Source organism: Halopseudomonas pelagia CL-AP6, assembly GCF_000410875.1.
Classification (GTDB): Bacteria; Pseudomonadota; Gammaproteobacteria; order Pseudomonadales; family Pseudomonadaceae; genus Halopseudomonas; species Halopseudomonas pelagia.
This window is the reverse complement of the sequence record NZ_AROI01000004.1, coordinates 185576-198223: the sequence shown is the minus strand read 5'-3', so window position 1 is coordinate 198223 and position 12648 is coordinate 185576. Positions and strand designations below refer to the sequence as shown.

Below are 12648 nucleotides of genomic sequence, written 5' to 3'. Positions count from 1 at the left end.
GTCTCTTGGCGGCACGTTTGGTCTCGCAGCGGCACGGCTAGGGCCAGCGTCTGGCCCTGCAACATTATACAAGGCGTCGGGGATGGGCAAAGGTGATACGCATGCAACTGCCTCTGGGTACCAGGGCTTCGTATTCCAGCCGTGCCTGGTTACTTTCACAGAGTTCGCGGGAAATATACAGGCCCAAGCCGGTGCCGGTGGTCTCAGTAGTGTAGAAGGGCTCGAAAATGTGACCGATATGCTCTTCTGTAATCCCAGGTCCATGGTCGAGTACCTCCAGGATGGGCAGATCCGAGTCAGCGTGGATATAGAGCTTCAGCCATATAGTGCGAGGCTGGCCCTCGGGGCCGCTGTAGCGCAGGGCATTGGCGCACAGGTTATCTATTACCTGGTTGAGCTGGTTGGGGTCCATGCGTGTCATGATGCCTGGCTGGCTAATTTCAAGCTCAAGATGGTCGGATGCGGGCTGGCTGGCGCCGAAGGTGTCGGCGAACTGTTCCAGCCACAAGGTCAGATCGACCAATTGCGGCTCGCTGGGTCGCCGTCTGGACAGTTCGAGCACCGTTTCTATGACCCGGTTCATCCGCTTGGATTGCTGCTGAATAATGTCGCTTAGTCGTTTGTCCTGGGCGGGAAGGTGTTCCGATTCGCTGAGGAGCTGCGCCGCGTGGCTGATTGCTCCCAAGGGGTTGCGAATCTCGTGGGCGATGCTTGCGGTTAAACGGCCAAGAGAAGCCAGTTTAAGTTGTTGGGCCTGCTGTGCTACCTGCGTGTTGTCTTCCAGAAAAATCAGGACTGTTTCGCCTTCGTCACTGGTTAGGGTTTTGAAGTTGGCGGTGATTTCTGCGCCGCCGCTGTGGTTATTAAAAGGTAAGGTGCGTACTGAAGGGTTGTCTTGCCATTGACGCAAGCGTTGAGCCAGGCCGATAGCCAGATCGTCCAGCGGCATGCCACGGATAATCGGTTTGCCGAGCATTTGTGCGGCGGCTTCATTGGCTAGCAACACATTCTGCCGCCGCGCGATCACCATAATGCCTGTGCGCATGCGTTGGATAATCAATTGGTTGAGTTTTTCCAGGCTGGCGAGGCTGGCCGCTTGCTGGCTGGCGAGGCTTTCTGACTGGCGCAGGCGTTTGCTCACACGCTGCACGAAGAGTGCAACGGCGAAATAAATGCCGCCCAGCACGCCTGCCTGCAGATAACTCTGCGCTTCACCGGGGCTGGCCAAACTGAGGTAGAAGGTCAGGTAGATGGTCACCAGGCTGGCCAGCGCGGCCAGCAGCAAGCCAATGCGACCGTGGAGCAGGATATTGCCGGCGGCAACCGGTATCAACAGCAGGTTGCCAAAGCCGCTGCCGGCGCCACCTGCAGCATAAAAAATGCTGCCTAGCAGAAAGATGTCCAGCACCGAGAGCACGAACAAGTGTACGTCGCGCTTACCCCGATGGAGCATTAGCGCAATCAGTAAGTTGATAAACAGGTAAAACCAGCTGACCATTTCATACAGCTGGGGGTTGTTCAAATCCAGCAGCCCATCGCGCAGTGCGCCGCTGGTGAGGATGGTCAGGAAAAACCCGAGAATAACGCGATAGATGTTATAGATACGCAGGATGCGTGGCCGTTGGTAATCGATGACCTCAGTCATGATGCCGGGCAGCGCGGTGAGCGTCACAGCAGTACCATTGGTTCCCGGCTTGTATGGCCTGGTCCTTGGGCAAGTGCAGCTGACACTCGGCGCAGCGCACCATCAGCGGCGGCTGGTTGGGAGTGGAGCTCGTTTGCTGGCTAGAGATCTGCCATGCCTTAAATCGCCGCCAGAGCATTACCACGCCAATGATCACGGCCACCAGTATTATCAGTTTGATCAGACCCATCTGTCCGTCCTGTAAAATTCACATTCAAGTATAGCGCGTGAAGCTCAAGCGCTCGGTAAAGCATCTCGCGGCGTATTATTGCGGCTGTGTGCAGCATGCCTGACAATGGCAGCATTATGAATCAGGAGATCGACAATGACAGCCACCCTCCGCGTTGTGATGGCGCAGTTGAATCTACGGGTCGGGGATATCCAGGGTAATTTGCAGAGGATCATCGAGTCTGCCTGTTATGCGCGTGACGAGCTGCAAGCCAGGGTAATTGTATTTCCGGAATTGGCCTTGTGCGGCTACCCACCAGAGGATCTTCTGCTGCGCTCCAGTATGCAGGCGCGTATTGCAGCGGCTTTGCAACACTTGACCGATGCCTGCAAAGGCATCTATGTGGTGGTTGGGTACCCGTGGCAGGAGCAGGGTAAGTGTTTCAATCGTGCGGCAGTGATTGCCGATGGCAAGCTGTTGGCGCACTACAGCAAACAGCATCTACCTAACTACAAGGTGTTTGACGAAAAACGCTATTTTGCCGAAGGTGACCAAGCCTGTGTTGTTCAGATTGATGGCCTGCCTGTTGCCATAACCATCTGCGAGGATATTTGGCAGCAGCAACCGATGGCCCAGGCGAAAGAGGTGGGCGCGCGTTTGATGCTCAATCTGAATGCATCGCCTTTTCATATGGGTAAGCAAGCCGAGCGCGAGGCTGTGCTCAGGGAACGCTGCGCCGAAGGCAGCATGCCGGTGATTTACGTCAACCAGGTTGGCGGCCAGGATGAGCTGGTGTTTGACGGTGGCTCGATAGCAATGGGTAGCCAGGGTGATATCGCCCTGCGTGCGCCAGCCTACGCTGAGGGTCTGCATCCAGTGGACGTCGACTATGACGCTCAGCAGGTCAAGCTGCGTCAGGGCAGCCTGGCCGCCTTGCCTGCTCTGGAAGAAAGCGTTTATCAGGCGCTGGTGCTCGGGGTGCGCGACTATGTTGGCAAGAGCGGTTTCAAGGGTGTGTTGCTGGGGCTTTCTGGGGGGATCGATTCGGCATTGACGCTGGCAGTGGCCGTGGATGCGCTGGGAGCAGAGCATGTCGAAGCGATCATGATGCCTTACCACTACACCTCAAGTATGAGCCTGGAGGACGCCGAAGCCCAGGCGCGCACCCAACATGTAACCTATCGGGTGCTGTCCATCGCGCCCATGGTGGAGGCTTTCATGCAGACATTGGAGCCGGTTTTCGCTGGCTTGGCCAAAGATACCACCGAAGAAAATCTGCAGGCGCGCTGCCGTGGCACGCTGTTGATGGCACTCTCGAACAAGACCGGCGCCCTGGTACTGACCACCGGCAACAAAAGTGAGATGGCAGTGGGTTACGCTACATTGTATGGCGACATGGCGGGCGGTTTTGACGTGCTCAAGGATGTACCCAAGACGCTGGTGTTCCGTCTTGCGGAGTACCGCAACAGCCTGGGGCCGGTGATTCCGCAGCGGGTTATAGACCGTCCACCCTCGGCAGAACTGGCGCCGGATCAAAAGGATGAGGATTCGTTACCGGCCTATCCGGAGCTGGATGAAATCCTGCGCTTGTATATAGAGCATGATCTGTCCGCGAGCGATATCGTCGCCAAGGGCTTCGCTGCAGAGGTGGTGACTCGCGTGGTACGGCTGGTGGATCGCAATGAATACAAGCGCCGTCAGGCAGCGGTGGGCGCTCGCATTACTCAGCGGGGCTTCGGTCGGGACCGACGTTACCCGATCACCTCAGGATGGTCGGTCGAGGACTGATACTGTTCTGCTCGCGCTGGCAGAGCAGGCAATAAAAAAGCTGGCTCGGATATCCGGCCAGCTTTTTGTCCGCGCAGTCTCAACCTCTAGTCAAATAGCCCAAAGGTAATTCTGCTCCAGATCGAACGGGTCTGGCGATCCTGCTGCGGTGTGCGTATCTCCCGTGGGATCGCGGCAACGGCTTGCTGATACTGGCTCTGCATTTCCCTTTCCATCTGGGTGCCAGCCTGGCGAGACGGTGGTGTCAGCACTCGATCCATAAAGCCCAGCGTCATGCCGCGCAGGCGACCTGCTTGCTGCTCTGCAGGCTCAACATGATGGCGGAATTGGCCATCCTGCAAGCTGGGGTGCTGCGGGTAATTTTCCTGTAGGGTAACCAGAGCGCTGTTGGCCAGGTCGTCCATGGCCAGCCGTTGGTAAGCCTCGACCATCAGGGCCAGACCATCACCGACGGATGGCGTCTGCTGGAAATTCTCGACCACATAGCGTCCGCGGTTGGCAGCGGCCAGGTGGGCATCACGCTTCAAGTAGTAATGGCCAACATGCACATCGTAAGCGGCCAGCAGGTTACGCAGGTAGACCATGCGCAGGCGCGCATCCGGGGCATAACGGCTTTCCGGATAACGGCTGACCAACTGGGCAAACTCGTTGAACGAATCGCGTGCAGCGCCCGGATCGCGGCGGGTCATGTCTAGCGGCAGAAAGCGCTCGAAGATGCCGGCATCACGGGTAAAGGAGGTCATGCCACGCATGTAGTAGGCATAGTCGACGTTGGGATGCTGTGGATGCAGGCGAATAAAGCGATCAGCCGACGACTTGGCGGCTTCGGGCTCAGCATTCTGATAATAGGCGTAAATCAGTTCCAACTGCGCCTGCTGGGCAAAGCGACCGAACGGATAACGTGATTCCAGCGCGCGCAGGCTTTCAATTGCCGGGCCATAGTTGTTGGCATCAAGATTTTCCTGGGCCATCAGGTATAGCTCCGACTCGCTTAGCGACTCGTCAATTACCTTCGGATTCGAGGAGCAGGCAGCGGTCAGAGCGAGCACAGCAACCAGCAGCAGGTGTTTCATCGACATAGTTGATATCCGGATGGACGACCACACGCTGTTGCCGGAACAGCCGTCCTGTTATAGTTGGGTCCTGTTTACAGGCAACCCTGTTATCGGGGATTGCCTTTAAAGAAGCCGTATTTAACCACAGCGCAGAGCCGATTCCAAAAAGGATTGCGCTTTGCCATTGCGCCCCGGCGCCTGCCAGTGAGTCCTGAATGTCTGATCGTATCCGCTTGTCTGCACTGGTCACCCCTGAGAGTGGCGGTCAACGCCTAGACCAGGTGGCGGCCCAATTGTTCCCCGAGCACTCACGCTCCCGCCTGCAGGGCTGGATCAAGGATGGCAGCTTGACGCTGGACGGCCGTAGCGTGCGCCCGCGCGATACCGTCTACGGCGGTGAAAAGCTGGAGCTAGACGCCGAACGGGAAGTGCAGGGTGATTGGCAGCCCGAGGCGATTGCGCTGGATGTGATCTATGAAGATGCTGCCTTGCTGGTGATTAACAAACCGGCCGGACTGGTCGTGCATCCGGCGGCAGGGCATGCCGACGGCACCCTGCTCAATGCCTTGCTGCATCACGCACCCGAGCTGGCCAAGGTGCCGCGTGCAGGCATCGTGCACCGGTTGGACAAGGACACCACCGGGTTAATGGTCGTGGCCAAAACCCTGGAGGCGCAGACCGACCTGGTCAATCAGCTGCAGGAGCGCACGGTTACCCGTGAATACGAATGCGTGGTGGTCGGCGTGATGACCGCCGGCGGCAAAGTCGATCAGCCGATTGCCCGGCATGGAACCAACCGGCAGAAGATGGCGGTGATGGTCGGCGGCAAGCAGGCGGTCAGTCACTACCGGGTGATCAGCCGCTTCCGCGCGCACACACATGTGAAGGTCAAGCTGGAAACCGGCCGCACCCACCAGATTAGGGTGCATATGAGCCACATCTACTTTCCATTGGTCGGGGATCAGACCTACGGTGGCCGTATGCGCGTACCGGCGGGTGCGAGCAAGGAGCTGATTGCCCTGCTGCGCGAATTCCCGCGCCAGGCGCTGCACGCCCGGCGGTTGGAGCTGGAACACCCGGTCGACGGTAGGCATATGTCCTGGGAAGTGGGGTTGCCCGAAGATATGCAGCACCTGCTGGCCATGTTACGTGAAGACGGTGAGCTGGCTGAATGAAACCGCAGTGGCTGACCGCTGACTGGCCTGCCCCTGCGTGGGTGAAAACCTGCGTGACCACGCGGCAACTGGGCAGCAGTCAGGGACCGTGGAAGGGTTTTAATTTAGGCGATCACGTTGGGGACGATCCTGTGCACGTGGCCGCCAATCGCGCGGAGCTGGAACGGGAATTGGCCTGCCGACCGGCCTGGCTGGTGCAGACTCACAGCACCGACGTAGTTCGCGCGGATCCTGCCGTGCTAGCAGAGGCGGACGCCGCTTGGACCGATCAACCAGGCGTCGCCTGTACCGTCATGACAGCGGACTGTTTGCCGGTGTTCTTCTGTGATCATGCTGGAACTCGGGTGGCTGCGGCCCATGCAGGATGGCGTGGGTTGCTGGATGGTGTATTGGAAAACACACTGAAGGCGCTGGCCGTTGAGCCCTCCGAGGTGCTGGTCTGGTTCGGGCCAGCTATTGGCCCGCAAGCCTTTGAAGTCGGTGCTGAGGTGCGTGACGCCTTTATTCAGGTTAACCCACAGGCCGCGTCGGCCTTTGCGCCCTCTGACCGGGCCGGGCATTATCTTGCCGATATCTATCAATTAGCCCGCCAGCGTCTGCTCGCAGCGGGTATCCCGGCGATCAGTGGTGGCGGCCAATGCACGGTCAGCGACCCACTGCGCTATTACTCCTACCGCCGCGACGGTCAGACTGGCCGTATGGCGTCTCTAATCTGGCTAAGTTCGCACTGACCCTCCGGGTGGGCTGCGGAATAGTTGGGCTTGCGAAGAGATCAGCGCCCGGGAAGGCCGAGTTCCACCTCGGCCAGCGGTGTTGCGGCTGACGCCGTTGTGTCGAGATGGAACTCGACACTCCCAGAGGGGGTGGGCTGCGGAATAGTGAGGCTTGCGAAGAGATCAGCGCCCGGGAAGGCCGAGTTCCACCTCGGCCAGCGGTGTTGCGGCTGACGCCGTTGTGTCGAGATGGAACTCGACACTCCCAGAGGGGGTGGGCTGCGGAATAGTTGGGCTTGCCAAGAGATCAGCGCCCGGGAAGGCCGAGTTCCACCTCGGCCAGCGGTGTTGCGGCTGACGCCGTTGTGTCGAGATGGAACTCGACACTCCCAGAGGGGGTGGGCCGCGGAATAGTTGGGCTTGCCAAGAGATCAGCGCCCGGGAAGGCCGAGTTCCACCTCGGCCAGCGGTGCCGGGTCAAACCACCGCCCCTTCCGACAATATTTTGACTCTAGTCAATGTTTCCTGCCTTGAAAGACCAATAATTGCCCCTATCTATAGTCCATACTCAATGAACGTTGTCGCCAGCCAGTTAGCGGGCGATCATCTAGAAAGGATGGGAATACCATGCGTATTGATCGCTTTACCAGCAAACTTCAGATGGCGCTGTCCGATGCGCAGTCATTGGCGGTAGGCCGTGATCATAATCAGATAGACCCCTTGCACCTTATGCTCGCGCTATTGGATCAGCAACAAGGCTCGGTCAAGCCGCTGCTGCGTCAGGTCGGCTTCGATACCAACGTGTTGCGCGCTGCATTGGTCGACGCTCTCGATCAGTTACCGACTATCAGCAATCCGACTGGGGATATCAATCTGTCCCAGGATCTGGCGCGCTTGTTCAATCAGGCTGACCGACTGGCGCAGCAGCATAACGACCAGTTCATCTCCAGCGAGCTGGTGCTACTGGCGGCGATGGAAGGCCACACGGCGCTGAGTAAGATACTGCTGGGCCAGGGCGTGTCGAAAAAGGCGTTGGAAAATGCCATCAGCAACCTGCGCGGCGGCGAGTCGGTGAATGACCAGAATGTCGAGGAGTCGCGCCAGGCGTTGGACAAGTACACCGTGGATCTGACCAAAAAGGCTGAAGAGGGCAAGCTTGATCCGGTGATCGGGCGCGATGACGAAATCCGCCGGACCATCCAGGTGCTGCAACGCCGTACCAAGAACAACCCGGTATTAATCGGTGAGCCCGGCGTGGGCAAGACCGCCATCGTTGAAGGTCTTGCGCAACGCATCATCAATGGCGAAGTCCCCGACGGGCTGCGTGACAAGCGGCTGCTGTCGCTGGATATGGGCTCGCTGATTGCCGGCGCCAAGTTCCGCGGTGAGTTCGAGGAGCGCCTGAAGGCGGTGCTCAGTGAGCTGGGTAAGCAGGAAGGCCGGGTCATTCTGTTTATCGACGAACTGCACACCATGGTCGGTGCCGGCAAGGCCGAGGGCTCGATGGATGCGGGCAATATGCTCAAGCCAGCGCTGGCGCGCGGTGAGCTGCATTGTGTTGGCGCCACCACTTTGGACGAATATCGCAAGTACATCGAAAAGGATGCCGCGCTTGAGCGCCGCTTCCAGAAGGTGCTGGTTGACGAGCCCTCTGAAGAGGACACCATCGCCATTCTGCGCGGCTTGAAAGAGCGCTACGAGGTGCATCACAAAGTCGCGATCACTGACAGCGCGATCATTGCTGCAGCCAAATTGAGCCATCGCTATATCACCGACCGTCAGTTGCCGGACAAGGCGATCGACCTGATCGACGAGGCCGCTAGCCGTATCCGTATGGAGATCGACTCCAAGCCGGAGGTGCTGGACCGCCTCGAACGCCGCCTGATCCAGCTCAAGGTCGAGCGCGAGGCGTTGAAGAAGGAAGAGGACGACGCCGCGCTCAAGCGTCTGGAAAAGCTCAAGGAGGATATCGTCCGGCTCGAGCGTGAGTACGCCGACCTGGAAGAAATCTGGAAATCCGAGAAAGCGGAAGTGCAGGGGTCTGCGCAGATTCAGGAAAAGATCGAGCAGGCTCGGCAAGAGTTGGAGGCGGCGCGGCGCAAAGGCGATCTGAACCGCATGGCCGAGCTGCAGTACGGAGTAATTCCAGATCTGGAGCGTAGCCAACAGATGGCGGACCAGCACGGCCCGACCGAAAACCAACTGCTGCGTAGCAAAGTTACCGAGGAAGAAATCGCCGAAGTCGTATCCAAGTGGACCGGTATTCCGGTGTCCAAAATGCTCGAAGGCGAGCGCGACAAGCTGCTGCGTATGGAAGAGAGCCTGCACAAGCGGGTTATCGGCCAGCATGAAGCAGTGGTCGCAGTCTCCAACGCGGTGCGGCGTTCGCGTGCAGGCTTGAGCGATCCGAATCGGCCGAGTGGCTCCTTTATGTTCCTCGGGCCGACCGGGGTGGGCAAGACCGAGCTGTGCAAGGCACTGGCCGAGTTTCTGTTCGATACGGAAGACGCGATGGTGCGTATCGACATGTCCGAGTTTATGGAAAAGCATTCGGTGGCACGCTTGATTGGCGCTCCTCCGGGTTATGTCGGTTACGAAGAGGGCGGCTATTTGACCGAAGCGGTGCGGCGCAAGCCCTATTCGGTGATCCTGTTGGACGAGGTAGAAAAGGCTCACCCGGATGTGTTCAACGTGTTGCTGCAGGTGCTTGAAGACGGCCGCCTAACCGACAGCCAAGGCCGCACCGTGGACTTTCGCAATACGGTGATCGTGATGACCTCGAACCTCGGCTCGGCGCAGATCCAGGAACTGGTCGGTGATCCAGAGGGCCAGCATGCGGCGGTGATGGACGCAGTAGGCCAGCATTTCCGTCCAGAGTTTATCAACCGGATTGACGAAGTAGTGGTGTTCGAGCCGCTGGGCAAGGAGCAGATCGCTGGCATTGCAGGTATTCAGATGCAGCGTCTGGGTGCGCGCTTGGCCGAGCATGAACTGAAACTGGAGCTGACCGATGAGGCGCTGGAGAAGCTCATCGCCGTAGGTTACGACCCGGTATACGGTGCTCGCCCGCTCAAGCGCGCGATTCAGCGCTGGATCGAGAACCCCTTGGCGCAACGCATCCTGTCAGGTGATTTCGCCCCGGGCGTAACCATCAAGGCCAAGGTCGAAAACGACGAGTTCGTTTTCGCCAGCTGAGGCGCTCCGCTCCGGGAAGGCCGAGTTCCATCTCGGCCAGCGGTGTTGCGGCTGACGGCGTTGTGTCGAGATGGAACTCGACACTCCCAGGGGTCTAGCAGCTGACCGTATAGCAACAAACTATTGTGGGTTCGCTCTGCTCCAGGAAGGCCGAGTTCCATCTCGGCCAGCGGTGTTGCGGCTGATGCCGTTGTGTCGAGATGGAACTCGACACTCCCAGGGGCCTAGCAACTGACCGTATAGCTACAAACTATTGTGGGTTCGCTCTGCTCCGGGAAGGCCGAGTTCCATCTCGGCCAGCGGTGTTGCGGCTGACGGCGTTGTGTCGAGATGGAACTCGACACTCCCAGAGCGAGGTTCTGCAATAAATTGTCTGGTCTGCGACTCGTTTCGCAGTCGGGGCGTAACCTCAGTTGTTAGCATGGTTGTATGTACCAATGAACAAGGACTGTTCTTTATGGCTATCGTTAGTCACAAGGGCTGGTATACAGCACGAAAACTTCCGCACTTTGATGTTCCCCATACACTGCAGTTTATTACCTTTCGTCTGGGGGACGCTTTGCCTCAGTCAGTGTTACGCGAATTGCGCAAAAAGACCTGCCGACTGCCTGCCGATCAACGGGCGAGGAGTCAGCGAGAAAACATTGAGTATTGGCTCGACCAAGGGTTGGGTTGCTGTGTACTACGATGTTCCGAAATGGCTGAGGTGCTTCGTGAGTCGCTGGTATTCCATCACGGCAGGCGCTATGAGCTAGTAGCCTGGTGCATCATGCCGAATCACGTACATGTGGTGATCGAGCCGACCTATTCTTTGCCGCGCATAGTCCAGGGTTGGAAATCTTACAGCGCTCGCTGGGCTTTAATGCATGGCTCAAAGAGTGGGCTCACGTTGCCCTATGGTCAGTTTTGGATGCGGGGATATTGGGACAGATACATTCGGGACGTTCGGCATTATCAAGCCGCTGTGCTTTACGTACATCAAAATCCAGTAAAGGCCGGGCTCTGTAAGCGTGCCGAGGATTGGCGCTGGTCCAGTGCTTACAAGGGGGCTTAGTGGTGAGCGCTATCGGCTAATTGCGAGCCGGCGTAGTGACTCCCTGGGAAGGCCGAGTTCCCTCTCGGCCAGCGGTGCTGCGGCTGACGGCGTTGTGTCGAGATGGCACTCGACACTCCCGTGGGGATTACAGCAGCATTGAGCGGATATCGCCCAGTAGCTCGCCGAGTCGCTTGGTGAACAGCGCGGCCGCAGCGCCATTGATGGCGCGGTGGTCATAGGACAGCGATAGCGGCAGCATCAACTTCGGCTGGAAGGTGCTGCCGTCCCATACCGGTTGAATGGTTGCCTTGGATACACCCAGGATGGCCACTTCCGGCGCGTTGACGATGGGCGTGAAGTAGGTGCCGCCAATGTGGCCCAGGCTGGAGATGGTAAAACAGGCGCCTTGCATGCCGTCGGCACCCAGTTTCTTGTTGCGCGCCTTGTCTGCCAGCTCAGCTGCTTCGCCAGCCAGTTGCAGCAGGCTCTTCTTGTCCACGTCACGGATCACCGGGACCATTAGCCCGTCGGGCGTGTCCACAGCAAAGCCGATATGCACGTAGTTCTTGTGGATCAGCTGCTTGCCGTTAGGCGCCAGAGCGACGTTGAAGTTAGCCTGTTCGCGCAGCAGGTGAGCGCAGGCCTTGAGCAGGAAGGGCAGGATGGTCAGTTTAACGCCAGCCTTTTCCGCCACGGTTTTCTGGTCCTTGCGGAAGGTTTCCAGTTCGCTGATGTCAGCCAGATCGAACTGTGTTACATGCGGCACATTCAACCAGCTGCGATGGATGTTGGCAGCGCCGATCTGTTGTAGCCGGGTCATGTCCTTGACTTCGATCTCGCCAAACCGGCTGAAATCGATTTCCGGCACTGCCGGTATGCCCGAACCACCGGCGGTTGCGGGCGCGCTCTTGCCCTGTTTCATCACGGATTTAACGTGGCTCTGCACGTCTTCCTTGAGAATACGGTCCCGCGGACCACTGGCTTTGACTTCTGCCAGGTCGACACCCATTTCACGGGCAAGTAGGCGCACGGCCGGGCCAGCATGGACTTTGGTGCCATCGCGGCTCGGGCCGCCGACGGGCGCAGGCGCAGCTTTCTGCTCTGCATCGTCCGATTTTTCGGCGGGCTTGCTGGCCGTTTTGGTTTCAGCTTCTTCGTTTGATGTGTCAGTGCTTTCAGGTTTGGCCGATTCTTCCTGCGCTTCACCCTCGACTTTCATATGCAGAATCAGATCGCCGGTACCCGCGTCTTGCTCCAGCTTGATCTCAACCGATTCAACAATGCCGGCGACAGGCGACGGAATCTCCATGCTGGCCTTGTCCGACTCCAGTACGATCAGCGACTGATCGACTTCCACCGTGTCGCCTTTCTTGACCAGAATCTCGATAACCTTGGCCTTGCTGTCCGAGCCAAGGTCGGGGACTTTCACTGCTTGCACAGCGCTACTGGCCGGTTTTTTGTCACTGGCGGCTGATTTGCTCGCGGGGGCTTTTTCGGCAGGCTTATCAGCTTTGGCTTTCTCGTTCTGCTCGCCAACAGAGGCTTCGGATTTATCCGCGTCGTCTGCTTTCTCTTCTTTCTTGCCGCCGCCGTCGGCGCCCTCGGATTCCAACTCGATCAGGTCGTCGCCTTCCTTCAGGTTGTCACCCATCTTGACCTTGATCGATTTGATCGTGCCGGCCTTGGGGCAGGGGATTTCCATGCTGGCCTTGTCGGATTCCAGGGTCACCAGGCTCTGTTCCGCCTCGACCTTGTCGCCGACCTTGACCAATATCTCGATAACTTCGCCCGCACCATCGCCGATGCCGGGTACTTTAATCAATTCACTCATAC

9 protein-coding genes are annotated in these 12648 nt (G+C 58.4%); 5 read left to right on the top strand and 4 right to left on the bottom strand.

Annotated elements, in window-relative coordinates:
• Nucleotides 1-64 precede the first annotated feature (64 nt).
• Nucleotides 65-1645 carry a sensor histidine kinase gene (locus K787_RS0103635; RefSeq protein WP_052185305.1) on the bottom strand — a complete coding sequence of 527 codons (1581 nt, stop codon included), beginning with the start codon at nt 1643-1645 and terminating at the stop codon, nt 65-67.
• Nucleotides 1638-1874: a PP0621 family protein gene (locus K787_RS0103630; protein WP_022961432.1), complete on the bottom strand. Its 237-nt coding sequence runs from the start codon at nt 1872-1874 to the stop codon at nt 1638-1640. The genes K787_RS0103635 and K787_RS0103630 overlap by 8 nt, the downstream gene beginning before the upstream one ends.
• A 135-nt stretch (nt 1875-2009) precedes the next feature.
• Between K787_RS0103630 and K787_RS0103625 the strand changes: the two genes are divergently transcribed.
• On the top strand, nt 2010-3641 hold the full coding sequence (locus tag K787_RS0103625; RefSeq protein ID WP_022961431.1) for an NAD+ synthase: 1632 nt from the start codon (nt 2010-2012) through the stop codon (nt 3639-3641).
• Between the two features lie 86 nt (nt 3642-3727).
• On the opposite strand, the gene K787_RS0103620 is transcribed toward K787_RS0103625, so the two are convergent.
• Nucleotides 3728-4720 (bottom strand): outer membrane protein assembly factor BamD, encoded by a 993-nt coding sequence (locus K787_RS0103620; RefSeq protein WP_022961430.1) that lies wholly within the window; start codon nt 4718-4720, stop codon nt 3728-3730.
• Between the two features lie 191 nt (nt 4721-4911).
• Between K787_RS0103620 and rluD the strand changes: the two genes are divergently transcribed.
• From rluD to K787_RS25810, 4 genes are all read left to right on the top strand, one after another.
• Entirely contained in the window at nt 4912-5871 is a 960-nt protein-coding gene (rluD, locus tag K787_RS0103615) for a 23S rRNA pseudouridine(1911/1915/1917) synthase RluD (protein WP_022961429.1), read from the top strand.
• The gene (gene pgeF, locus K787_RS0103610) at nt 5868-6602 is read left to right on the top strand and encodes a peptidoglycan editing factor PgeF (protein WP_022961428.1); all 735 of its coding nucleotides are present in this window, start codon (nt 5868-5870) and stop codon (nt 6600-6602) included. Before rluD ends, pgeF begins: the two co-directional genes overlap by 4 nt.
• 609 nt (nt 6603-7211) lie before the next feature.
• Entirely contained in the window at nt 7212-9779 is a 2568-nt protein-coding gene (gene clpB / locus K787_RS0103605) for an ATP-dependent chaperone ClpB (protein WP_022961427.1), read from the top strand.
• A 421-nt stretch (nt 9780-10200) separates the two neighbouring features.
• The gene (locus tag K787_RS25810) at nt 10201-10833 is read left to right on the top strand and encodes an REP-associated tyrosine transposase (protein WP_370736715.1); all 633 of its coding nucleotides are present in this window, start codon (nt 10201-10203) and stop codon (nt 10831-10833) included.
• A gap of 127 nt (nt 10834-10960) precedes the next feature.
• Here K787_RS25810 and aceF read toward each other — a convergent pair whose 3' ends face one another.
• On the bottom strand, nt 10961-12646 hold the full coding sequence (gene aceF / locus K787_RS0103595) for a dihydrolipoyllysine-residue acetyltransferase (RefSeq protein WP_022961425.1): 1686 nt from the start codon (nt 12644-12646) through the stop codon (nt 10961-10963).
• Nucleotides 12647-12648 lie beyond the last annotated feature (2 nt).

What these genes read in the sequence shown, in the direction of transcription:
- K787_RS0103635 (WP_052185305.1), bottom strand. Translation starts at nt 1,645, where the DNA reads ATGACTGAGGTCATCGATTACCAACGGCCACGCATCCTGCGTATCTAT.
- K787_RS0103630 (WP_022961432.1), bottom strand. Translation starts at nt 1,874, where the DNA reads ATGGGTCTGATCAAACTGATAATACTGGTGGCCGTGATCATTGGCGTG.
- K787_RS0103625 (WP_022961431.1), top strand. Translation starts at nt 2,010, where the DNA reads ATGACAGCCACCCTCCGCGTTGTGATGGCGCAGTTGAATCTACGGGTC.
- K787_RS0103620 (WP_022961430.1), bottom strand. Translation starts at nt 4,720, where the DNA reads ATGTCGATGAAACACCTGCTGCTGGTTGCTGTGCTCGCTCTGACCGCT.
- rluD (WP_022961429.1), top strand. Translation starts at nt 4,912, where the DNA reads ATGTCTGATCGTATCCGCTTGTCTGCACTGGTCACCCCTGAGAGTGGC.
- pgeF (WP_022961428.1), top strand. Translation starts at nt 5,868, where the DNA reads ATGAAACCGCAGTGGCTGACCGCTGACTGGCCTGCCCCTGCGTGGGTG.
- clpB (WP_022961427.1), top strand. Translation starts at nt 7,212, where the DNA reads ATGCGTATTGATCGCTTTACCAGCAAACTTCAGATGGCGCTGTCCGAT.
- K787_RS25810 (WP_370736715.1), top strand. Translation starts at nt 10,201, where the DNA reads ATGGTTGTATGTACCAATGAACAAGGACTGTTCTTTATGGCTATCGTT.
- aceF (WP_022961425.1), bottom strand. Translation starts at nt 12,646, where the DNA reads ATGAGTGAATTGATTAAAGTACCCGGCATCGGCGATGGTGCGGGCGAA.